We start from the raw sequence: 21,928 nt of genomic DNA on the forward strand, positions 1-21,928 counted from the left end.
AACACACCCTGTGTTTACTACCATTTTTACTACTAACGATGTCCTTAGAATGCCAAGATATGCCGCAATTTGCCGAGTTCACCGTGAATCTTGACAGAATCAGCACACCCGTTCGTCGAAGTATACAACGGCAAAATGCGGCAAATTACGGCAAAAACGGGAGGTTTATACCTATGATAAAGGTTATGTTTGTGTGCCACGGCAATATATGCCGCTCGCCAATGGCGGAGTTCATAATGAAAAAGCTTGCAGCCGACGCAGGGAAAAGCGACTGCTTTTATATAGCCTCATGCGCCACCAGCACCGAGGAGCTGGGGAATCCCGTTTATCCGCCTGCCCGTTCGGAGCTTGCGCGGCACGGTATAGGCTGCACCGGAAAGACAGCCGTACAGCTCAAAAGATCGGACTACGGCAGCTATGATTATTTTATAGGCATGGATTCCGCAAACATACGCAATATGAACCGTATCTTCGGCAGCGACAGTGACGGGAAGGTATACAAGCTGCTGACCTTTGCGGGACGGAGCGACGATGTCTCCGACCCGTGGTACAGCCGCGACTTCGGAAAGGCCTATGCCGATATCGAGGAGGGGTGCAGAGCTCTCCTCAGAAAGCTCACTTAACAGGAATAATAAAAGCCGCTTTGTAGGAAATGCACAACACAGACTCCGCAATTTCAGCATAATTACAGGTTGAACCCTTTGAGCCTGTATGATAAAATTAGTATAAGATCAGAGGCTGGAATGCTGAAGGAGGGATAGGATATGGGCTTATTTTCAAAGCTTCTCGGTGAGAAATCCGAGCTGGGCGGCCTTCTGAAGGACGTTGCAAACGTCATAAAGCAGGAGTCCGTCAATCTGCACGAGAGCGAGATGACGGAGACCGCCGCAACTTATACCGATGACGTTAACACTGCGTCAGGCGTGGGCTATGGGAAATCAGGCTTTTCATGGGGGCCTGAGATGCCCGCGGAGGAGAATCAGTTCAACTTCAACGGCACCTACAAGGAATACTTCCGTGATGTGTTTATGAATGAATTTCCTCAATACAGCATTGTCTCAGCCGATTCCAACAACGGCAGAGCCACGGTGTTCACCTTCAATCTGGGAGTGAAAAAGGCGCTTGTGGTGGAGCTGCTGTCGGAAAAGAGCTCCGCATATAAGCTCCGCGAGGAATGCAAACGGGAGCATATCCCCTATCTTCGCTATTATTACGACCACCACGGCTGGTGGAACACAAGAGCGTACGTCGCAGAGCGTACAAGAAAAGCCCTTGAGGGCTGATAAAAACGAAAAAAACAGAAAGAGAACGCCTTGCGCCTGCGGCGGATCAGGCACGGCTCAGCCAACGGCTTCGCAGGCAGCCGAACCGTGTACGGTCTTGTACATCCAAGAATTTTCTTGGCTTTAACGATTTCTCTTTCTGTTTTTCTTATTGTGAAGGAGAGAAAATGTCATTACTCGAAAAGCTTTCACAGCCCGGCTGCTGGGAGAGCTTCTACCGATACAAGAGCTCCCTGACAGGCAGCACCGCCTTTTGCAGGGAGCTGCGCAGCTTTATGGACAGCAGAGGCTATATGCCTGTCTGCGAGGCCATAGAAAAGGGCTGCCCCTTGCCGCTTCCGAGGAGAGCGGTCATAAGCAAGCAGGATACGCAGAAAAAGCGAACGGTATATACCTACCCCGTGGCCTGGAACATGGTGATGAAGCTGCTGACCTACCTGCTGCTGAGAAAATACGACTGCCTTTTCAGCAGCGGACTGTATTCCTTCCGCCCCAACAGGACGGCCAAGGACGCAATACGCCGACTGGCAGGGACTCCCCGTATCAGGGAGATGTATTCCTACAAGGTCGATATAAGCAACTATTTCAATTCCGTTCCCGTGGAGAAGCTTCTGCCCATGCTGGAGGAGATAATGCCCGACGATAAGGAGCTGTATGCCCTTCTGAGCAGTCTGCTCACAGAGCCGCGCGTCATGGACGGGGATAATATCATCACCGAGGAAAAGGGCATCATGGCAGGCACGCCCCTGTCCGCCTTCTTTGCCAACGTATACCTTATGGAGCTGGACAGCCGCTTTGCAGCCAAGGGCATACCCTACGGGCGATACTCCGACGATATCATACTTTTTGCGGACTCGGCGCAGGAATGCCGGAGCCTGGCCGCAGAGCTGCGCAGCTTCATCGCAGAGCGGGGACTGACCGTCAATCCCTCAAAGAAGAGCTTCTGTGCTCCCGCAGAGGGCTGGACATTTCTCGGCTTTTCCTATACGGACGGCGTTATAGATATAGCTCCCGCTTCCGTCCGGAAGCTGAAGAACAAGATGCGCCGCAAGACCAGAGCCCTTATGCGCTGGAAGCAGCGCAACCAGCTGGACGGTCAAAAGGCCGCACTTGCATTCATACGGATTTTCAACAGAAAGCTGTTCGAGTGCTCGGAGAACAGCGACCTCACATGGAGCAGATGGTTCTTTTCTGCCATAAACACCGATGTGAGCCTCCGCGTCATTGACAATTACGCCCAGGACTGCGTGCGCTACCTTATCAGCGGAAAGCGCACCGCCGCCAGGTTCAACGTGAGATATGAGGAGATACGGGATCTGGGGCTTCGCAGCCTTGTACATGAATATTATCAGAAATAGTATATATATGGTGTAAAAGCGTACAAAAAGCCCCTGCGCATACTGCACAGGGGCTGTATCTCTATATATGTATATTCGTCTCAGGACACCTTGACTGTTTTCATGGCAAGATTTCTGCTTCTTACAGCCTTTGAGTCCCTTATGGGCTTGGGTTCCTGCTCATAAAACTCATAACCTGCTGCCTTGACAACAGGTCTGAGGTCAGGCTGCATTTTAAGCGGTATACCAAGTTCAACGCACTTGTCAATAATATCCTTTATCCATTCAAACTGTAAAGGAGAAGCCTTTTCGCCGATCTCTCCACCTATGATGACCCATGAATTATCAGCTCCGAAGGTCTCCACCAGCTCGTCCAGATGAACGGGATCAATATGCTCAAGAACAGGCTGATATACAACACAGGCAGTGATCCTGTGTCTCTTAGTCCTTTTGATAAGGTCGGTTATACGGTGAGTGCAGTCGTTCCTGTCCACAGTACATGAGATGACAACATTCTGGATATCGGTATTCGCCGGGATATTATCCAGCCTGATACCCTTGGGACATTTCGTTACCAGCTGGAAGGTATCAACGCACTTGCCCTTCCTGCGCTTCAGCTCATTTGCTGCGATAATCTGCTCAAGGACGTTTTCCTGCCACTCGGGCTTCCAGCAGCCGAAATCAGACATATATGTCAGGAACCAGTCTATGGGGTTTTCGCTTTCTATATTGAAGAGCTCGGGGATATTGTTGCCATCCTGATCCTTCATCATCTTGTAGAAGCCGCGGAAAACAGGCTTCTTGAAATCGTCGGTAACTCCGAAATGATCTACCACCTTTTTGGTAAAGCAGTAGGAACAGCCTATGGGACATCCCACAACTGGAGAATATACCTTTGTATTCAGATGCGTGTCGTAGTTTATATCTCTCAGGATACGCTTCAGCGCAAGGAGATGCCCGTCATAAAAGGCCCGCACCTTTTTGATCTGTTTAAGAAATCCCTGATTCAGGTTCTTGTACTCCTCAAGCTCCTCTCTGACATGGTGCATATCTATCTCGAGCTTCATGAAGTCAAAGTCTCTGAAATTACAGATGAGCGTATTGAGAAGTCTGTTTACAACTTCGGGCTTCTCAAGCATGGTGATAATGCCCGCTGACAGAGCGTCAGTGTAATAGTCCTCGATTTTCAGCATAAACATCTTACCCCTTAATATTTCTTCATTTCTCTTTAATACTATACAAGAAGGCGGCCTATGCAGGAGCCGTCTCCCAAACGTCTGTCTGTTCTGTCTTTTCTGAGGCTGCGCCGATGCCCTCTCCGCCATAGCGGCTTTAACGGCGAGCTGTCTGTTTAGAGGATATTCCGGAGTAGTTTGTTTGTTGAAATGAAGAGTTGATTAAAAGATAATTGTTGTGATATGCCAAAAAAGACTTGTATCCCGCATCCTTACGAAGCGCTATACATAATTCTATTATATACTGTCTGCGCCGTTCCGTCAAGCCCTTATCAAACAATTTGTTGCAAAGCACAAGAGCGCCCCTGTTCAGAGCGCCCTTTTCTGTTATTCAGACAGCATGATATGTGTTTTTGTACGCTCGGGAGGCACATAACGGCTCCACAACGTAAAACCATTTACAATAATGGGTGGAAATGCTGTGGCCGCTACGGAGGACCCTGACCTTGCCCGAAGCCGGAAGATCCTCCCGGAAAGGCGGCCGCAGCGGAGCTTTACCGCTTGACACGGCATATGGCCTGTGCTATAATGAACATGATATTTCATCGGTTTTCCGTACAATGAAAAGGAGAGATAATATGAAGGATACAGATGTCAGGAAAAAGAAAAAATGGCCGAAGGTGCTGCTGGTGATAGTGCTCATCATCGGTCTGCTCAGCGGATTCATCGCATTCAACGCCTCAAAGAACATGAAGGTCATGAACGACACCATTGACTCGGGTATGGAGACGCTGTCCTCATACGCGAAGGTCACCCCCGTTGACCCGGGCGAGTACAAAAGTATAAAGATGTACGGCCTTATGAAATTCAACGTTGAGCAGCATGATATCGAGGATATCGGCAATCTTTCCGTTATGACGGTGAATATGGGCTTTATGCAGATGGTATCCTATGTCATTACTCCCTACAAGAAGAATATGCCCATGCTCTCAATGGATTTCATGTATATAATGGGCAAGCGAAAGGCATATGCCGAATTCTACGATCTTGTCCCCGACGCCTCGGCTCCCGAGTATACCGCGGTTCTTGACAATATAAAGGAATTTGAAAAGAGGTACAGCAGCCTTGAGGATATAGAGGTGGAGCCCGCATGGTATGACGAATACCTGACAGTTGTCCTCCATAAGGCAGGCAAGAGAAGTGACGACGATAAGATCGGGGAGATGTTCACCGACGCTATCCGCTGTTATATGGAGACCGCAAGAGACCTTGAACCCCTTTCCGACGAAGAAAAGGCTGCCAAGCTGGAGATAACGCAGAAATACTGCGACGATCTTGTTGATAAGGGCGGAGTCTCCACCGATGTGTTCAAAAAGGCTCTCGGCGAGGAAGCCACAAAGGATTTCTTTGACAAGGTGTTCTTCGGCACCGAGAAATACAGATAAAAGCCGAACGGAAGGCCGTCGGCTCTGATCTGTGCTTTATGAGATCAAGGCTCCCTGAGCAGCCGTGTGCAAATGCCGCATGAAGCCAGGATGTCTGTCATTGTCCGTTCACAAGCAGCCCATACTGCCGCTCCAGCCGTTCCCGCGCCTGTGAGCGCAGCTTCCCGGGACCAAGTATCTCAATAACAGGACCGAAGCTGAGCAGCATTATAAGCACCTCGGTTTCGTCCTGTTCATCGTACCAGAGCTCCACGGTGTACTCGTTCTTTTCAAGATCGCGTACCGTATGCTTCTCAAAGGACGCAAATTCAAGCATAAATCGCTCCACGCCGTTACGCTCGTTGGTCACTCTTATAACAGCAGGCTCCTTGCATTTGCGGCTGCTGAAATAATCGTCCATGGAAACAGGAGTACGGAACACTCTTCCCGTATCGGTTATGCTCTCGATACGTCCTATATTTATCAGACCGCTGCTGCGTATCTTATCATTTCTCAGCAGATAGCAGTATGCTCGGAACTTGCCATTCTTAGGCGAAAACTCTATTTTCAGCAGAACAAATCTGCCGCTTGCACGCTTTCCACGCCCGGTATGAAAGCTTATATCAACTATTCTCCGATGCTTTACGGCGTCAAGCGCAGCACGGAAGTTCGATATATACTTTTCGTCGGAATAGTCGTCATGGTCGGCAAATCTGTCCGTGAGCCTGAAATGCTCATGACGGTACAGCGGCTTTACATCGGCAAGGGACTGCCGCATCTGCTCTATGGTCTCATCCTCCATGAACAGTCTTATCCTCGGATCCGAGAGCTTTGCCTTCAGCCACATCTTCTGAAGCCTTGTAAGCACCTTCACAGGTGCTTTTTTTGTTATACGCCTGAGAGTATTATTCTTTTCCCGTCTGAAAAGTCCCCAGTCCTCGCCGCCCGGGATAAGCTTCTGAGGCAGGAACAGCACGGAATCACGAAATCCGTTACGCATTACAGTTTCACGGACGTTCTTTTCATCAGTGACCTCTTTTTTCAAAAGCTTCGCAGCTATACGGAAATATGTACCATATATCTCACTGAATATGTTCATCTTCAATACCTCCGTACATCCTGTACATTCTGCGGATATCATTGTAAAAACGCATTCTGATCTTCTGTGTACCACCCTCAATTGACACTATGCGACCGATAAATGTCTTTGCCCAATGCATTATTTCGTTTGGATCGAATACATCGGCAGTAAAAGTATATAGACCATCTCCTGTCTTTTCAAGTACGGCACAGCGCTTCTCACGTTCAAGGCGTTCTATAATAAAGCCTTCTCTCGTCTCATCAACAGTAAAAGTTATCTTTATAGCATTTACTGTTCCTATCTCATGTCTGTCTCCAAATGAAACTCCGAAACAACGCCGTATATTCACATCATAGCGCTCCTTGATCCTGTCATAGTCTGTACATACGATGTTTTTCTTTATCTGCTTTATCCTGTCAAGTCTGTACGAAGCAAATCTGCGTGTTTTCGGTACATATGCGGCGATATATCGTCTGCCTGTCTGAACTGAGACAAGTATCTGCATAGGTATTATTATTTCCTCAGCGGGTTCTTCATCTTTTCTCCATGTGAATTTCTTTACTAATATACTACACTTATCATCAATAGCTTCCAATATATCAGGAACAAGTATGTCTTCAAGAGAGTGATTCATATAATTATGCTTGATATGGAACAAATCATTCTTTATATCTACAGCTTTCATTATACTGTTGCCTATAACTCCAAAATCAGGTGCCTCAGAAAAGAACTTCACCGCGTCTGCAAGGCCCTTGTATTTCTCCATGTATTCGTCTGTACGGTCGGCAGACAGGGAATAATACATGACTCTGCCCTGCTTTTCGGCAGTGATTATCCCCTCTTCCGTGTACTCCCTGAGCTTGTTGCGCACCGTCTGGTCGTCGAAAAGCTGCTCATACTCGCTGTTGAGAGTATCGGTGAGCTCTCTGAGAGTACGGCTTTTTCCGTCGCAGAGAGTGTCTGCAAGAAGGAAATGAAGCTTTATATCGTTATCCGTAAAGCTCTTTGAGTAGTAGGCGTTATACAGCGGATTCTCCGAAATATGGCCGCTGTCTGCGGAGATGGAAACACTTCTGCCGTGAACGGAATCGTCATAGCGCATATAGTCCCGCATCCAGCTCTCCACGCGGCGCTTTTCGTCGTCATAGGTGCGGACGCTCTTTTTGTCGAAATCGCTTCTTACCTTACAGCCGTATATGAAAAAATCGCGGACATATTCTCTTGTTTTGCCGAAATTCTTTATGAGCTCCGAAAATCCTGCCATTCCAGCCACTCCCCTTTCCTTATTTATATATTATCAGAAAAATCTGTCATTTTCAAGTGACAGATGAGTGTGCGCAGATTTTTTTATATGATTATTTCCATTTCATGTGATATACTAAAGTCAGGCTAAATGAAAGAGAAGTGAATGAAATGTTCGTACATTACGAAAAGAACCGGAATATGCTCCCCATAAAGATATGGCAGACAGATATGGAAGCTGTCGGCACAAAATGTATCGAACAGGCGGAGCACCTTGCGAAGCTTCCCTTCGCACACAAGTGGATAGCGCTCATGCCCGACACTCATGCAGGAAAGGGTATGCCCATAGGCGGAGTCATCGCCTGTGAGGACGTTGTTATCCCCAACGCGGTAGGAGTCGATATAGGCTGCGGTATGGCGTATGTTCAGACCGATATCCCTGTATCGCTTCTCCGTGAGACAATAACAGGCAGCGGCAGCCTGGTGCAGACTATATGCGGCGATATCCTGAGAAATATCCCCACAGGCTTTGCACATTACAAGACAATACAGCCTTCCGGGGTGCTTGACCGCGCAAAGGCTGAAATGGGCCGCTACGAAGCCGATAACCAGCTCATACCTCAGATCGAGGAGGGCTATTATCAGGCCGGTACTCTCGGCGGAGGCAACCACTTCATCGAGATACAGCAGGACGATGACGGAATGTGCGGTATCATGCTTCATTCCGGAAGCCGTCATTTCGGAAACATAGTCGGACAGTACTTCAATGCCATTGCCCACGGGCTGAACGACAGATGGTTCTCACAGGTTCCGAATGAATGGAATTTACCGTTCCTGCCTGTTGATACCGACGAGGGACGGCGCTATCTGGCATGGATGCAGTTATGTATGGACTTTGCCTATGAAAACCGTGCCATAATGCTCGGTAAGGTAAAGGAGATATTCACAAAGCACATCGAGAAGCACACAGGTATTGTTCCTGTTTTCTCAGGCGAGATAAACTGTCACCACAACTACGCTGCTCATGAGAATCACTTCGGTAAGGATGTGTGGGTACACCGTAAGGGTGCTATCCGTGCAGGCGAGGGCGAAATGGGCATTATCCCGGGAGCTATGGGCTCATACAGCTACATAGTCCGGGGCAAGGGCAATCCCGACAGCTTCATGTCCTCATCTCACGGTGCAGGCAGAGCTTACTCCAGAACAGCGGCAAAGGACAATTTCTCCGTGGAGTCCGTAATGGTAGACCTCAAGGAGAAGAATGTAGTTCTGGCCAAGAATAACAAGGGCGATGTTGCCGAAGAAGCACGTTTCGCCTACAAGGATATAAACGACGTAATGGCAAATCAGCAGGATCTTACAGAGCCTGTAAAGAGACTGTTCACCGTCGGAGTAGTAAAAGGCTGATTTTTCGCCGCTTCCAGCAATCATGGCAGTTCGGTTCAGAACGGGTTCAACTCCCAAAGCGACGAGTTTAAGGCACAAACAGCAACCGTATCATCTTTCCTGAATGATCGATCGTGCCTTGCAGAATAAAGTGAAAAAATAAGGCGCACACAGCAGACGCAATGACTATGCTGTTAACGTAGTATCATGACTTACAGCGCCTTGATAAGACGCACACAGCAGAAGTCAATATTTCATCTTAAAAATGAATAAGGCGTCTTGCGAGCTGAGCCGGCTCGACCGCTTCCACGTTGGCGCTTGTTTCACGCGCTCACTCTTATCAGAAACGATGATCTCACATCGCTTACAGCACATTTATGAATCAATTATTTTCGGCTCTGACAGCATTATTCAGGGGCGCAGGAAGCTGCCCTACAGGGTAAGCACTGTGAAAAAATGAGCCGCGTATAAGTCAGCAACAGCATAAGAAATTGGTTATTACAGGTTCAAATCCTGTCCTGCGGAAACGTATGGTAAAAAATGCTGTCTTGAAAGGAGAAGTACTATGCTGAACTTTCTGAAGAAGGAAAACAACTATACATTTACCGAGAACGGCGGTACTGCCTACCGTTCAACGAATTCATTCTGCCTTGATATGTTCTTCAAGGCAGGCGCTATGCGGAATTCCACAGCCGGGGAGATAGCGGACGTGGTCACACGGGCTTACGCAGAGGATCCCGACAAGACCATGAAGATAGTCTTCTTTGCCCGTGACGCAAGAGGCGGACTGGGTGAAAGACGTTTCTTCCGCTGCGCTGTGTCCGCACTGGCTAAGACAGCTCCTAAGGCTGTTGAGAAGAATATACCTCTGTTCGCTGAGTACGGCCGTTACGATGACCTGTGCGTACTGCTCGGCACTCCTCTGGAGAACGCGGCTGCAAAGGTAATAAAGGCGCAGCTGGACAAGGATATGGCAGCTATGACGAGAAACGGTCAGGCTTCCCTGCTGGCAAAGTGGCTGCCCTCCGTGAACGCCTCCTCCAAGGAGACGCGGAACAAGGGCAGACGCATGGCAGCTCTGCTCGGCATGACCGAGCCTGCTTACAGAAGGACTCTGGCCGCTCTGAGAGCGTACACCGATATCCTCGAAAACCGTCTCCGTGAGCGTGACTACACATTCGACTATGAGGTCCAGCCCTCCTGCGCTATGTTCAAGTATCGCCGTGCTTTTATCAGAAATGATAACGAGCGCTACGTGAACTACCTGAACAGAGTTCACAGCGGCGAAGCAAACCTCAACGCAGGCAGACTGTTCCCCTACGACATAGTAAGAGCGGCTCTGACGGGCAATATTTCCGATGAGGAAAGAAAGTCCCTTGACGCTGCATGGAAGTCCCTGCCCGACCTGACCGCTTCAGGACGTGAGAACGCAATAGCTGTCATCGACGGTTCGGGCTCCATGACCTGGGGCAGAGGCATACGTCCTATAGACGCGGCACTGTCGCTGGGAATATACTTCGCCGGGCACAATACAGGCGCATTCGCCAACCACTTCATCACCTTCTCACAGTCTCCCCGAATAGTGGAGATAAAGGGTGGGGATATCGTGGAGAAGGCACGCTACTGCAATACCTTCAGCGAAATAGCCAACACCAACCTCGAAGCGGTTTTCCTGCTGATACTCAGGACCGCAAAGAAGTATAACGTATCGAAGAAGGAAATGCCTTCCAGGATATACATTATCTCCGATATGCAGTTCGACTGCTGCATAGTCGGCGGCAACGACGAGTCAATGTTCCGCAAGATGAGAAAGCTGTTCAGGGCCAACGGCTATGAGCTGCCTGATATCGTCTTCTGGAACGTCAACAGCAGATGTGACGCGATGCCTGTCACACGCTCCGAAACAGGAGCTGCACTGGTATCTGGCTGCTCGCCTGCTGTATTCGATATGGTCATGGGCGGAGATATCTCCCCCGAGGCTGTAATGGATAAGATACTGGCTTCAAAGAGATACGCTCCTATAACAGCAACATGACAGAAACGTTTTCCCCACCCTTTCGGGTGGGGATTTTATATGTATTTTCATTTTGCAGTCCTGCTATCCCATATACCGCGAACAGCACGGCATTTCCTTTATTACAGCCGGCTGACCGCTATTTACAACAGATCCGAAAAATGCTATAATAGAACCAACAAAAACATCGGAGGCGCAAAATGAAAGCAGTTATCGCAATGGATTCATTCAAAGGCAGCATTTCTTCCATCGAAGCAGGCAATGCTGTATCAGAGGGGATACTCCGCGTTTTTCCTGACGCAGACACCATAATAAAGCCCGTTGCCGACGGCGGAGAAGGAACCGTTGAAGCTCTCGTCAAGGGACTGGACGGACGCTTATGCGAAGCAGAGGTATCCGATCCTCTCGGCAAGACAATAACCGCAGTATACGGCGTTCTTCCAAACAATACAGCTGTTATCGAAATGGCTGCGGCTTCGGGACTTACTCTGATCCCTCCTTTTGCAGACGCTCCATGGCACACCACGACCTATGGCACGGGAGAACTCATACTTGACGCTATAAAGCGCGGCTGCCGCAGCTTTATCATCGGTATCGGCGGCAGTGCAACAAATGACGGCGGTATCGGCTGTTTGCAGGCTCTCGGCTTCGGTATGCTGGACGCCAACGGACAGCAGGTCGGATTCGGTGCAAAAGGTCTTTCGCAGCTTGCGGAAATAACTGACAGTAATGTTATACCCGAACTGAAGGAGTGCACCTTCAGGGTCGCCTGCGACGTTACAAATCCTCTTTGCGGCGAAAACGGGTGCAGTATGGTATTCGGCCCTCAGAAATCCGCCTGTGCGGCATCTTTAGTTATCATGGACACAGCCATGCGTAACTATGCCGAACTCACCAAGAACTATAACCCGGCAGCTTCTCCCGATACAAGCGGTGCAGGTGCGGCAGGAGGTCTGGGATTTGCACTGATGTATTATCTTAACGCTGAATTTGAATCGGGCGTTGATCTGATAATGCAGGAAACAAACCTTGAAGCCGCAATAAAAAACGCAGATATAGTCGTCACAGGAGAGGGCTGTCTCGACAGTCAGACCGCCATGGGAAAAGCTCCTGCGGGCATTGCAAGGTTAGCGAAGAAATACGGTAGACCTGTTATAGCGTTCAGCGGGGCAGTAAAAAACGGAGCGGAGCTTTGCAATCAGCACGGCATAGACGCTTATTTCCCTATACTAAGGGAAGTATCGACCCTTGAACAGGCTATGGACAGATCCAATGCTTGTCATAATCTCGCTGATACAGCAGAACAGGTTTTCAGAACGATAAAACTATTTTCAAAGTGAGGTACAGCTATGCAGTCATACAGAATAACTGCCGAAGAAGCAAAGAAACGTCTCATTACCGGCAATCAGAAATACATAAAGTCTAACGAACTGACAAGCGACGTATCGCCAGATACGCTCCTGAAGTTCAGTCATAGCGGTCAGCAGCCCTATGCGATCATCATTACCTGCTCGGATTCGAGAGTGGTTCCCGAGCTGATATTCTCGGCCGGTATAGGCGACCTTTTCGTTATCAGAGTTGCAGGCAACGTTATCGACTCGCATCAGCTGGGAAGCATAGAATACGCCGCAGAGCACCTCGGTACAGGTCTTATCGTTGTACTCGGACATGACCGCTGCGGAGCAGTTGACGCTGCGATGAATCACGAGCCTGACGGATATATCAGGTACATTACCGACGAGATACTGAAGGCTATCGGTGATGAAAAGGACGAGGTGAAAGCCTGCTGCCTCAACGTGAAGCACAGCTGCGATATTATCGAGCACAGCCTGCAAATACAGAAGGACGAAGCGGAATACGGACTGAAAGTGCTCGGAGCTATCTATCATCTTGAAAACGGCGAAGTGGAGTTTCTGTGATACATCAGCTCCCTCAGATGCTTCCGAAAGCGCTATGGCCGTTTCATGGGGATCGGTTACAGCAGCACCGGAACAAACAACTGTCATTACCGGCGAAACGCGCTGCCGGGCTTTTCAGCCATGTCTCTGACATACAGGGTCTTATATGTCAGAATGCTGTGGATTTTTTGAAAGGAAATAATTATGAAATTGCTGATTATCAGACACGGTGATCCGGACTATACTATTGACTCCCTTACTGAAAAGGGCCGCAGGGAAGCTGAACTGCTTTCAGAACGTATAGCGCCTATGGACATTGCTGCCTATTATGTCTCTCCTCTCGGCAGAGCACAGGCTACTGCCGAATACACTCTGAAGGAATGCGGCCGCTCAGCAGAAACGCTGGACTGGCTCCGCGAATTCGACCGCAACCTCATTATGGGACCTGACGGTCAGCGCCGCATTGCCTGGGATATGCTGCCTCAGAACTGGACAGCTGTTCCCGAGTACTACGACAGGGAAAAGTGGACTGACGTTCCTGTTATGGCGGAAGCAGATATGCGCAGCGGTATCGCCTGTGTGCAAAACGGCCTTGATTCTCTGCTTGCTGAACACGGATATGAGCGGAACGGCAATTACTATAACGCCGTTCGTCCGAATGAAGACACCATTGCACTGTTCTGCCATTTCGGAGTGGAGTGCGTAATGCTCGGTCATCTCCTCGGTATCTCCCCCATGTTGCTCTGGCACGGCTTTATGGCAGCTCCCACTTCCGTAACAACCGTGTGTACGGAAGAACGACGTAAAGGCATAGCGTACTTCCGCGTAACCGCTTTCGGTGATATTTCTCATCTTAACAATCACGGCGAACCGCCTGCCTTTGCAGGACGCTTCTGCGAAACATTCAGCAACACTGAACAAAGGCATGATTAATTAAAACCCTGTTTTTCACGATTGGAGGAGATACTAATGAGAACTTACATAATAGACGGCAGCAGCTTTTCCGATATTGAAGGCTTCTACAGCGAAGTCGACCGTATCATGACAAAGGAACTCGGATTCAAGACAGGTCATAATCTCAACGCATTCAGGGATATACTGTACGGCGGCTTGGGAGCTCATGCCCCGGAGGAGCCCTTTGTGATAAAATGGATTCATTACGATAAGAGCAGGCAGGACTTAGGAGACAGCGTTATGCTGGCGGTACTTGATACTATCGCTGACCACGATAACAGCGGTTATGACTGCAAGCTGGAAATATATCGTTAAACCGACCGCCTCATATTTAACCGATCATCATACAACATACAGGAGATGTTATTTATGGCTGTATACATAGCTTTTGACGTTGAAACGCCTAACCGTGCAAACAACCGCATGAGTGCGATCGGTATATCCGCGATCAAGGATAACAGAATAGTTGCAAACTACTATTCTCTCGTAAATCCCGACACGCACTTTGACTACTTCAACACCCGTCTCACCGGAATAGACGCGAATAAAGTCAGGAATGCTCCGAACTTTGCAGAACTGTGGAAGGAAATTGAACCTATAATGAGCAAGGGCATACTGGTAGCTCATAATGCTGTTTTCGACATGAGCGTTCTCCGCCAATGTCTGAATTACTACGGTATCGCATGGAAGCCGTCCGCCGATTACCTGTGTACAGTGCAGATAGGCAGGCGTGTTCTTCCGAATATGAAGCATAATCTCGACGTCATGTGCGATTACTACGGTATCGCTCTTGATCACCATCAGGCTGACAGCGATAGCCGGGCCTGTGCAGAGATACTGCTCAGATATATGGACAGCGGCGTAGATGTAAATAGTTTTGTAAAGAAGTATCGTTTTTAGCAAGGATAATCCCGGATGATCGCTATTGGGTACATCGAAGGAGCAGTATTCTCATTCCTTTATTTCGGTTCCTTTCCGATAAGCTTTATTATTTCAGCTTCATCAGCGTCGGGATAAAGCTCTTTTACCCGGTTGAATATGCGCTTCCAGGATTCATGCGGAGCTTCACTGTATGCGGAAGTAACTCTGTCATATCCCCACACAGCCTCGGGCGGAAGAAGTACCGATACCGGCATACCGTATTCCGCACCTTTCTTATTTCTGCGCCTGTGAAAATCGGCAGTAACCAGATACGTCTTCATCATAAGGTCGGTTGTAATACCCGTGAAGTTCTTTTCGCCGCCTTTGCCGAAGCCTGCCAGCTTTTTCAGGTCACTGGCGAGTATCTGCTTGTCGCTCCAGATGATTTCTCCGTCGCTGTCGGTATCAGTAAGAACGTCCATTATCAGCTTCTCACGGCGGTTGACCTTGCTGTCCTCCCAGGCGGAGTCGAAGTCATAGCCGTCGCGTCTGTAATTGGCGAAACAGGGCAGCCACTCCAGACTGATAAAGCCTGCTTTTTTATCGAAGAACTTGCCGTAGGCTACTTCATGACCTGAAGCGATAATCTCGCGCCACTCCCACGGATCCTGCTCCCTGTCACCTGTCCACCAGTAATCTGCTGATACGCGCTCCTCTGCGGAAAAGCCCCTGACCCCGTTGCCGAACAGAGGCAGAAAACCCGCTTCATTTATCTGTTTCACAAGCTCCTCGGGACTGTGTATCCTGTTGGGATCGTCCCACGCAAGTCCGTGCATTATCCATTCACCGTTTTCTACTGACATAACCTGCTCCTTTGTTTTTTCTTAATTATAGCATACAAAGGAGCTGTTTACAATACATCCTTCCGTTTTCACCTTGAGGAGAGAGCAGGTATGTGATATAATAAAAGCAATACAGGGCGTTGTATCATGCATACTGTGCGGAATGACAGGCAATCAAGCTCACTCATTATATTTCTGAAATAAATTGAACGGAGACTTTTCTATGAATAAGATAATTGCAGCCTGCGGAAACGATTGCTCGGCTTGTCCGAGATATATCGCCCATCCGTATGAAAAAACAGAAGAAGAATTACGGCACACAGCTGAACTATGGCTGAAGACAGGATACCGTGACAGAATCGTTTCCAATGACGAAATATCCTGCAACGGTTGTAAACCCGAGAACTGGTGCAGGTATAAGGTCATTAAATGCTGCGAGGGCAAAGCTATAGGCAACTGCTCTGAATGTCCCGAATTTCCTTGCGATAACATGAAAGAATGTTTTGCTGTAACAAAATCCTTTGAACCGAAATGCAGAGAGGTCTGTACCGATTCTGAATATGAACAAATGAAAACGGCTTTCTTTGAAAAAGAAAAGAATCTTCTGGCACAGCGTGATCTACGGGTGAAAAGTACGGATATACTTGATATTATAAGGAACAGGACCAGTTACCGCGGAAAATATATAAACGCTCCTGTTCCCGCAGCTGATCTGGCAAAGATCCTTGAAGCGGGAGCAGCTGCACCGTCAGGCTGCAATAAACAGACCGCTTCATTTATTGCCGTCGATGATGCAGTGCTGTTGAAGGAAATTAAATCGCTGATAGACCCTCCGATCGCCGAAACCGCACCTGCTTTTATTCTCGTTCTTACGCAAAGAATAATTGCTTATCGCAATAAATGCTTTAATGTTCAGGATTACAGTGCAGCTATCGAAAATATGCTGTTAGCGATCAAAGCGCTCGGCTATGAGAGCTGCTGGTACGAAGGCCACATAACCGATGATGACGATATAGCAGGAAAGATCGCCGCTCATATGGGAATACCCGACGACTATAAGATCGTATGTATCCTGCCCGTGGGAAAACCTGCCGAAGAAACTCATCAGACAGCTAAAAAGCCGTTTGAAAGCAGAATATGGTTTAATGGATTCGGGAAAAACAAGTGATTATCAATACTTATGCAGAGAAAGATTTTCTTCTCTTATAAAACTGCATCGCCGATCTGTATATATAAGGGGCTGAACAGCCGGAGTAGGACGGCGGATCCTGCGCCTGTGCAGCCGCCTAAGCAACCCGTATTGCCAACGTGACCGCACCCGTCAAGACCGTCAGCAGCACCTGCAAGGACACACTGGTGTATGACGTTGTTCGGGAAATTTATGTCTTATCACTGCGTCACAACTGCGATCGTCCCACATATCCATATATTCTCCCTCTATCAGCGGATATGCGATTATAGAATATCCGACAGCAAAAATCAGTATTCAGTTTTCCGAAAGCTTGTCTATGAGGTCGTCCCAGCTGCTGAGATGCAGATAAGGAAAATCAATCATAACCTTATCATTTTTCTCATGAAGTCTGCTCGGAACGCTCCTGTCATCATAGAACACAGGAAAAATACCAGCTTCATGTGCTCCGATAATATCGGCTTCCTTATTATTTCCGCAGTACCATATATCAGTTTTATCAAGTCCTGACTTCCTTACTGCCATATCAAAAATATGCACATCGGGCTTGCGGAAAATATACTCACTTGATGTCATTACAAAATCAAAGTTATGGTCGGGAAACGCCTCTTGCAGACGTCTTGAAAGCGCTGTCCCTGACCAGCAGAGATTGCTTACAATTCCTGTCCGTATTCCAACGTCCTTTAATGCTTTCAGCATTTCGGCTGTTTTCGGTAAAGGAACAGCATGAGATACACCGTTCATTATTATCCATTCTGCTTCTTCGATAGATACTGAAAGTTTCATGTCGAAGTGTTCAAGCACATTTCTCAGGAAAATATGCTCATGTATTTCGATCAGTTCTCCGCGCAGTGCTTTTATCTCATCAAAGAGATCCAGCAGATACTCGCTATATTCCTCAAGACTGACGTTATGAGGATTCTCACTGATATACGGATATATCGCTTTATTCCCATTGAATGGGCAAAAATCAGGCTCATACATCAAGGTATCGCCATAATCAAAAAGAATCATCTTTGGTCTGAACATATTCTTCACAACTTTCCACTAATATAATTTCAGGAACTCTTTTATAAAAATCATTATCTCCTAAAGGCACTTATCCTTTCAAAATATCACAGGCAAGTTTTGACATATGTGATATAATAAAAGCAACTTCAAACGGTAGGTGTACAATATTGCCTATCTTATTTCCCATTTATTGCTGCTTTATCTGCTATCCCTTATACTTGCCGGTATCGCTTATGCAGTGATCGACATATCTGATCTTGATGCCGGAGATTTTATACTATCGGCGATCTGTGCAGCGCTCACGGAATTGATTGCACGGCTTGTCCGCAACAAGGCTACTCCCCGCAACCGTGATAAGGAAGAGATCATGTGATATTCAGAACAGATCCAGCATACTGTCGAGATATACCTCTTCACGGACAGTAAGCTGATATTCCGGCTTTGTGAGATAATAAAGCAGAAATTCGAGATTGACAGCACTTCCCAGTCCCCTGCCCTCTATTTTGAAATTAGAAAAACCGAGGGGCAGATATGTGTTGATGATGTCATCTGTACTGATAAATCCGGGATTTTTCATTGCCTTTGAAAAACGGTACCCGTCCTTGGCATCAGGTGCGGTACAGATATGCTCGGGACAGTTTTCTCCGAGATTTTTCCTGCTTACATTTTCATAGCAGGCTTTTCTGTCTTTGCAGTAAAACGAGCAGCATTCATTGCACAGAAATTCAACTTTATCTTTCTGATACTGCGAGAGTGTATCAAGTTTATCATACAGCTTATTCAGCCTGAAATCAGGAACAACATACCTAAAATCATTCCGCTCTGTTTCCTTTATGAACTGAGTAAAATCAGTCTGGACCTTTGTAGTCGAGGAAACAAAATAAAGGGCGGGATAATTATTTTTAATATGCTCAAGCAGAAGATCCGAGTAGATTATAACACCGTTCTGTACACCTTTGCTTCCGGCAAAAAGTTCACAGAGGGCATTACATTTCCTGTCGGTTAGATGTTTAGGTTTTAAAAGTGAATTGCTGAATGTGAGCCTTGAAGAAATACCGTACCCATTCATAAGTGCGAGTACATCTTCAGCTTCACATTCTCCGAATCCGACACGTCCGCCGCTCCAGATACAGTCAGCAGGAGCACCATAGACAGATGCTATTTCGCTCCAGTCGTAGAAATATTCCCGGTGCTCACGGTACAGCGGCAGAAACACACTGTACAGGTCATAGAACTCAAACAGACCCGGAAGATGAAAATATGCTTTGTTTTTTCCAGTGTTTTCCATATGTTATCATACCATTTCCTATAATTTCACAGTATTGATCTGCGTTTTATTTCGATAACGTCAACGTCCTTTTCCTCTAATAAATCCTCGAATTGCTCACTTCCATACTTCTTTATGTATTCTGATTCTTCTTCAGAAACGAAGAATCCCATATAGATATGGCATTTATCGACGAATGTAAATTCTTCAGGCAAAACATAAACGTCAGTGAAATACAAAGCTGTTTTACCGCATTTCTCAGAAAACCCTTCAATAATGCTATCAGCTCCTTCTATCAGAAGTCCTCTGCCAATGCTCATATTATTTGATAAAGCATAGAATATGGAATTTGCAAATATCTCCGCACATTCATCGTAGAAATCATCTACAGGAAGTATCACTTCACAACAGTTCCCATGATAGTCATGCTTTGATATTCCAAAAGATGTCAGGACCAAACAGTCTTTTATCGCATTCGGAAAGCCAAGGATCTGAATTTCATAATCGTTATTGGCATAAACGTCAGCTCCTATGTAATCACCTAAAAACTGATTGTAATGATCAAGAAGTTTCTCTCCCAATTTCATTCATGTCACCCCGCAATAATATATCTTTTTGAGTTCATATCTAAATTATATCACATACAAACGCAAAAGCCAATAAGAAACGAAGATTTTACAAAGAACATTTGATGTATTACGCAATTAAGTGACTTACTTTTATCAGCTAAGCTCATGAACATCCAGCTTTGTGTATTATTGCATAATATACAATTAAAACATCTTGAGCTTGTAAACTATGACAAAAAAATTTGCGATGTATTGTTAACAGATCCTCCATGCATTCGGTAAATAAATATGTTATTATATATCGGTAGAATTACACATTCATTGAATTGATAGGAGTATTAAAAAGCTTGTTTGCATTAATGTAAAAATCTAACGGAGGAATAGTTATGAAATCTTTAAATGATAATATCACTAACGACAATGCACCTGTCAATTGTGAACTTGATAAATCACGGCTTACAGAATCTTCATCTGAGTACGTTGACAAAAACGATACTAAAACCAATACACAAACTTCAGCGATTACAGAAAACTATAAACATGAAGAAAAAAAGAAGTCACCTATCGTTTGGATCCTTGCAGGTGTTATAGGCTTGCTTATACTTGGAATAGGTATCCTTGGCGGTATGTTGCTTATGAAAGATAAAAAAAGCAGCGGATCGGATAATAATGATATCACTGTTAACAGCACAACTACAATTGAACAGAAAGAAGGAATCACAACAGCTACAGTAGTCACTTCTGCAACTGAAATCCAAACAACAATTGCAGAGACCACTACAGTAGTAATCACCTCTCCTGCTATATCTGATGAGCAGTTCAATTCAGCAGTGGATAGCTTCATTTCTTCATATAGCAGTGATTCTAATGACCCGGTAATGGATACACAGTATTCACTTTATGACGTTAATGGCGATGGCATAAAAGAGCTGTTCATAAAAGCAGAACATATATCCGGAAATTATACTCATATGTATTTATACAAGAATGGAAGCTTTTCTTCCACTGATGTAACAGGAAACAGCATAAGATTCAGTGTAACCGACAATCTTATTGAATGCTTAAAATTGGGAGGCGGCGAAGTATATGCTTATTATCGTATAAATAACGACAACAACATCGAACTTATTGAACGAATCTACAGTTACGCAAAACAGTTTACTCATGATGGCAAGACAATAAATGAAAACGAATTCCGTTCACTGATTGCAGATAAGAATAAACTTTCATGGGTATCACCAAGTTATACTTATTTTACACCGCAAATTCAAGTCCGGAATCAATCAGTAAATGTACCGGATTCTTATTTGGATTTTCCCAATATAGGAAACGCTGCATCAGATATGGTATTCTACGAAGGAGCCGATCTGTCATATGGAAGAATTACGACAGAATCATCCGGCTTGAATCTTCGTAAAGGTCCGGGCTCTGCTTATGATATAATAAAAGAACTTCCCAAAGGTGATGTCGTTTGGATCCTTGGTGAAAACAGCGAATGGTATTATGTGGGCGTAAATGAAAATGGAAATAGATATGTTTACTCAGATGTTGGCTTTGTAAGCAAACAATATGTTTCCATAATTAATTGATTTCTGTTATTCTTTTTATTTGAATTGGCTTGATAGTACCAAATCCAATAATCAAATTCCAATGAAAAGAGGCGGGGATTTCACCCGCCTCTCTTTTTATATGATTGACTCTGAAAAAAATTGTATTGCAAGCAGATCACCAAGTTCCATATGCGCTATTAATGATCTAAATCAGTTTTCCGTCAGATAAACTTATTCTTTTCGTTATCCAACCATCCGGCGGATCCATTTCACAAGATACAACCATAGTATCGCCTTCTGTTTTATAAAATGTCACTCCATCGATCGCAATATTTTCACTAATCCATTTTTCATTCATGCATGAGTCAAATGCAGTAATGTTATTCATGCCTAAAACATAAAGATTGTCATCTATGATTTCATAGTGTCCAAAATAGCCTGAAATTTCTTTATGTTTTACTTCCAAGTCGAGCATATTTATGGCATATATACCTTCGTAATAATTCCCAATCACAAAATAATTATGAAAGAAAACAGTATCCGAAAAAAAGTCAAACAGGCGTACCTCTATTTTTACATAAGGTTTATCATCTCGATAGATATAATAAAAACGACCGGAGCCGAGTACGATGCTTTTTACGTTCTCAAATTCCTCATTATATTTTTCTTCGCATCTATAGTTCATATCGTTATCCTTTCTGATTGATTTATAGATCATAATTCCGCTGCGTAATCCAGATTTTCCAGTGACTTCACTACACCAGAATTATAGCACAGCAGGGTGAAAAAGTCAATCAGAAGGAATCGAAAGCCGACTTGCTACTTTGAGAGAGCGAATATGCGGT

21 protein-coding genes and 1 tRNA gene are annotated in these 21,928 nt (G+C 46.0%); 14 read left to right on the plus strand and 8 right to left on the minus strand.

What is annotated here, in order from left to right; genetic code table 11:
- The first annotated feature begins 173 nt into the window (after positions 1 to 173).
- The 3 genes from Q0Y65_RS05145 to Q0Y65_RS05155 all read left to right on the plus strand — a co-directional run bounded on the left by Q0Y65_RS05145 (position 174) and on the right by Q0Y65_RS05155 (position 2,641).
- Positions 174 to 623, plus strand: a complete 450-nt coding sequence (locus Q0Y65_RS05145) for a low molecular weight protein-tyrosine-phosphatase (RefSeq protein WP_297957897.1) — start codon at positions 174 to 176, stop codon at positions 621 to 623.
- Positions 624 to 764: 141 nt separating this feature from the next.
- Positions 765 to 1,283 carry a hypothetical protein gene (locus Q0Y65_RS05150; RefSeq protein WP_297957900.1) on the plus strand — a complete coding sequence of 173 codons (519 nt, stop codon included), beginning with the start codon at positions 765 to 767 and terminating at the stop codon, positions 1,281 to 1,283.
- A gap of 167 nt (positions 1,284 to 1,450) precedes the next feature.
- A complete protein-coding gene (locus Q0Y65_RS05155) occupies positions 1,451 to 2,641 on the plus strand; it encodes a reverse transcriptase/maturase family protein (protein WP_297957902.1) in 1,191 nt (396 codons plus the stop codon).
- Between the two features lie 80 nt (positions 2,642 to 2,721).
- Here the strand turns inward: Q0Y65_RS05155 and Q0Y65_RS05160 are convergent, their stop codons facing one another.
- Positions 2,722 to 3,813, minus strand: coding sequence for a DUF5131 family protein (locus tag Q0Y65_RS05160; protein WP_297957904.1), 1,092 nt, complete (start codon positions 3,811 to 3,813; stop codon positions 2,722 to 2,724).
- Positions 3,814 to 4,433: 620 nt separating this feature from the next.
- Between Q0Y65_RS05160 and Q0Y65_RS05165 the strand changes: the two genes are divergently transcribed.
- Complete coding sequence (locus Q0Y65_RS05165; protein WP_297957906.1) at positions 4,434 to 5,240, plus strand: hypothetical protein; 807 nt, start codon at positions 4,434 to 4,436, stop codon at positions 5,238 to 5,240.
- A gap of 97 nt (positions 5,241 to 5,337) precedes the next feature.
- Here the strand turns inward: Q0Y65_RS05165 and Q0Y65_RS05170 are convergent, their stop codons facing one another.
- Both Q0Y65_RS05170 and Q0Y65_RS05175 read right to left on the minus strand, forming a co-directional pair.
- The gene (locus Q0Y65_RS05170; protein ID WP_297957908.1) at positions 5,338 to 6,318 is read right to left on the minus strand and encodes a WYL domain-containing protein; all 981 of its coding nucleotides are present in this window, start codon (positions 6,316 to 6,318) and stop codon (positions 5,338 to 5,340) included.
- A complete protein-coding gene (locus tag Q0Y65_RS05175) occupies positions 6,302 to 7,564 on the minus strand; it encodes a WYL domain-containing protein (protein ID WP_297957909.1) in 1,263 nt (420 codons plus the stop codon). The genes Q0Y65_RS05170 and Q0Y65_RS05175 overlap by 17 nt, the downstream gene beginning before the upstream one ends.
- Before the next feature lie 149 nt (positions 7,565 to 7,713).
- On the opposite strand from Q0Y65_RS05175, the gene Q0Y65_RS05180 reads away from it, so the two are divergent.
- The 8 genes from Q0Y65_RS05180 (at position 7,714) to Q0Y65_RS05215 (ending at position 14,694) form a co-directional block, all read left to right on the plus strand.
- Positions 7,714 to 8,949: an RtcB family protein gene (locus Q0Y65_RS05180; RefSeq protein ID WP_297957911.1), complete on the plus strand. Its 1,236-nt coding sequence runs from the start codon at positions 7,714 to 7,716 to the stop codon at positions 8,947 to 8,949.
- A gap of 396 nt (positions 8,950 to 9,345) precedes the next feature.
- Positions 9,346 to 9,453: transfer RNA gene (locus Q0Y65_RS05185), tRNA-OTHER, on the plus strand.
- Between the two features lie 40 nt (positions 9,454 to 9,493).
- Positions 9,494 to 10,963: a DUF2828 family protein gene (locus Q0Y65_RS05190; protein WP_297957913.1), complete on the plus strand. Its 1,470-nt coding sequence runs from the start codon at positions 9,494 to 9,496 to the stop codon at positions 10,961 to 10,963.
- A 179-nt stretch (positions 10,964 to 11,142) separates the two neighbouring features.
- The gene (locus Q0Y65_RS05195) at positions 11,143 to 12,282 is read left to right on the plus strand and encodes a glycerate kinase (protein ID WP_297957915.1); all 1,140 of its coding nucleotides are present in this window, start codon (positions 11,143 to 11,145) and stop codon (positions 12,280 to 12,282) included.
- 9 nt (positions 12,283 to 12,291) lie between these two features.
- Positions 12,292 to 12,861: a carbonic anhydrase gene (locus Q0Y65_RS05200; protein WP_297957917.1), complete on the plus strand. Its 570-nt coding sequence runs from the start codon at positions 12,292 to 12,294 to the stop codon at positions 12,859 to 12,861.
- 183 nt (positions 12,862 to 13,044) lie between these two features.
- The gene (locus Q0Y65_RS05205) at positions 13,045 to 13,773 is read left to right on the plus strand and encodes a histidine phosphatase family protein (protein WP_297957918.1); all 729 of its coding nucleotides are present in this window, start codon (positions 13,045 to 13,047) and stop codon (positions 13,771 to 13,773) included.
- Positions 13,774 to 13,809: 36 nt separating this feature from the next.
- Positions 13,810 to 14,109: a barstar family protein gene (locus Q0Y65_RS05210; protein WP_297957920.1), complete on the plus strand. Its 300-nt coding sequence runs from the start codon at positions 13,810 to 13,812 to the stop codon at positions 14,107 to 14,109.
- A 54-nt stretch (positions 14,110 to 14,163) separates the two neighbouring features.
- Entirely contained in the window at positions 14,164 to 14,694 is a 531-nt protein-coding gene (locus tag Q0Y65_RS05215) for a 3'-5' exonuclease (protein ID WP_297957922.1), read from the plus strand.
- 59 nt (positions 14,695 to 14,753) lie between these two features.
- Here Q0Y65_RS05215 and Q0Y65_RS05220 read toward each other — a convergent pair whose 3' ends face one another.
- On the minus strand, positions 14,754 to 15,518 hold the full coding sequence (locus tag Q0Y65_RS05220; protein ID WP_297957924.1) for a hypothetical protein: 765 nt from the start codon (positions 15,516 to 15,518) through the stop codon (positions 14,754 to 14,756).
- 202 nt (positions 15,519 to 15,720) lie between these two features.
- Between Q0Y65_RS05220 and Q0Y65_RS05225 the strand changes: the two genes are divergently transcribed.
- The gene (locus Q0Y65_RS05225; RefSeq protein WP_297957926.1) at positions 15,721 to 16,665 is read left to right on the plus strand and encodes a nitroreductase family protein; all 945 of its coding nucleotides are present in this window, start codon (positions 15,721 to 15,723) and stop codon (positions 16,663 to 16,665) included.
- A gap of 318 nt (positions 16,666 to 16,983) precedes the next feature.
- On the opposite strand, the gene Q0Y65_RS05230 is transcribed toward Q0Y65_RS05225, so the two are convergent.
- From Q0Y65_RS05230 to Q0Y65_RS05240, 3 genes are all read right to left on the minus strand, one after another.
- Entirely contained in the window at positions 16,984 to 17,715 is a 732-nt protein-coding gene (locus Q0Y65_RS05230) for an HAD family hydrolase (RefSeq protein ID WP_297957927.1), read from the minus strand.
- Between the two features lie 358 nt (positions 17,716 to 18,073).
- On the minus strand, positions 18,074 to 18,985 hold the full coding sequence (locus tag Q0Y65_RS05235) for a hypothetical protein (protein ID WP_297957929.1): 912 nt from the start codon (positions 18,983 to 18,985) through the stop codon (positions 18,074 to 18,076).
- A 26-nt stretch (positions 18,986 to 19,011) separates the two neighbouring features.
- A complete protein-coding gene (locus tag Q0Y65_RS05240) occupies positions 19,012 to 19,551 on the minus strand; it encodes a suppressor of fused domain protein (protein WP_297957930.1) in 540 nt (179 codons plus the stop codon).
- A gap of 368 nt (positions 19,552 to 19,919) precedes the next feature.
- Between Q0Y65_RS05240 and Q0Y65_RS05245 the strand changes: the two genes are divergently transcribed.
- Positions 19,920 to 21,122 carry an SH3 domain-containing protein gene (locus tag Q0Y65_RS05245; protein WP_297957931.1) on the plus strand — a complete coding sequence of 401 codons (1,203 nt, stop codon included), beginning with the start codon at positions 19,920 to 19,922 and terminating at the stop codon, positions 21,120 to 21,122.
- Between the two features lie 166 nt (positions 21,123 to 21,288).
- Here the strand turns inward: Q0Y65_RS05245 and Q0Y65_RS05250 are convergent, their stop codons facing one another.
- Positions 21,289 to 21,768, minus strand: a complete 480-nt coding sequence (locus Q0Y65_RS05250) for a hypothetical protein (RefSeq protein WP_297957932.1) — start codon at positions 21,766 to 21,768, stop codon at positions 21,289 to 21,291.
- Positions 21,769 to 21,928 lie beyond the last annotated feature (160 nt).

The organism is uncultured Ruminococcus sp. (assembly GCF_947301925.1).
Lineage (GTDB): Bacteria > Bacillota > Clostridia > Oscillospirales > Ruminococcaceae > Ruminococcus.

Excerpts from the sequence above, each read along its gene's own strand:
- Q0Y65_RS05155 (WP_297957902.1), top strand. The coding sequence starts at position 1,451 with ATGTCATTACTCGAAAAGCTTTCACAGCCCGGCTGCTGGGAGAGCTTC.
- Q0Y65_RS05175 (WP_297957909.1), bottom strand. The coding sequence starts at position 7,564 with ATGGCAGGATTTTCGGAGCTCATAAAGAATTTCGGCAAAACAAGAGAA.
- Q0Y65_RS05200 (WP_297957917.1), top strand. The coding sequence starts at position 12,292 with ATGCAGTCATACAGAATAACTGCCGAAGAAGCAAAGAAACGTCTCATT.
- Q0Y65_RS05225 (WP_297957926.1), top strand. The coding sequence starts at position 15,721 with ATGAATAAGATAATTGCAGCCTGCGGAAACGATTGCTCGGCTTGTCCG.
- Q0Y65_RS05180 (WP_297957911.1), top strand. The coding sequence starts at position 7,714 with ATGTTCGTACATTACGAAAAGAACCGGAATATGCTCCCCATAAAGATA.
- Q0Y65_RS05235 (WP_297957929.1), bottom strand. The coding sequence starts at position 18,985 with ATGGAAAACACTGGAAAAAACAAAGCATATTTTCATCTTCCGGGTCTG.
- Q0Y65_RS05240 (WP_297957930.1), bottom strand. The coding sequence starts at position 19,551 with ATGAAATTGGGAGAGAAACTTCTTGATCATTACAATCAGTTTTTAGGT.
- Q0Y65_RS05250 (WP_297957932.1), bottom strand. The coding sequence starts at position 21,768 with ATGAACTATAGATGCGAAGAAAAATATAATGAGGAATTTGAGAACGTA.
- Q0Y65_RS05145 (WP_297957897.1), top strand. The coding sequence starts at position 174 with ATGATAAAGGTTATGTTTGTGTGCCACGGCAATATATGCCGCTCGCCA.
- Q0Y65_RS05195 (WP_297957915.1), top strand. The coding sequence starts at position 11,143 with ATGAAAGCAGTTATCGCAATGGATTCATTCAAAGGCAGCATTTCTTCC.
- Q0Y65_RS05245 (WP_297957931.1), top strand. The coding sequence starts at position 19,920 with ATGAAATCTTTAAATGATAATATCACTAACGACAATGCACCTGTCAAT.
- Q0Y65_RS05215 (WP_297957922.1), top strand. The coding sequence starts at position 14,164 with ATGGCTGTATACATAGCTTTTGACGTTGAAACGCCTAACCGTGCAAAC.
- Q0Y65_RS05160 (WP_297957904.1), bottom strand. The coding sequence starts at position 3,813 with ATGCTGAAAATCGAGGACTATTACACTGACGCTCTGTCAGCGGGCATT.
- Q0Y65_RS05230 (WP_297957927.1), bottom strand. The coding sequence starts at position 17,715 with ATGTTCAGACCAAAGATGATTCTTTTTGATTATGGCGATACCTTGATG.
- Q0Y65_RS05205 (WP_297957918.1), top strand. The coding sequence starts at position 13,045 with ATGAAATTGCTGATTATCAGACACGGTGATCCGGACTATACTATTGAC.
- Q0Y65_RS05150 (WP_297957900.1), top strand. The coding sequence starts at position 765 with ATGGGCTTATTTTCAAAGCTTCTCGGTGAGAAATCCGAGCTGGGCGGC.
- Q0Y65_RS05170 (WP_297957908.1), bottom strand. The coding sequence starts at position 6,318 with ATGAACATATTCAGTGAGATATATGGTACATATTTCCGTATAGCTGCG.
- Q0Y65_RS05190 (WP_297957913.1), top strand. The coding sequence starts at position 9,494 with ATGCTGAACTTTCTGAAGAAGGAAAACAACTATACATTTACCGAGAAC.
- Q0Y65_RS05220 (WP_297957924.1), bottom strand. The coding sequence starts at position 15,518 with ATGTCAGTAGAAAACGGTGAATGGATAATGCACGGACTTGCGTGGGAC.
- Q0Y65_RS05165 (WP_297957906.1), top strand. The coding sequence starts at position 4,434 with ATGAAGGATACAGATGTCAGGAAAAAGAAAAAATGGCCGAAGGTGCTG.
- Q0Y65_RS05210 (WP_297957920.1), top strand. The coding sequence starts at position 13,810 with ATGAGAACTTACATAATAGACGGCAGCAGCTTTTCCGATATTGAAGGC.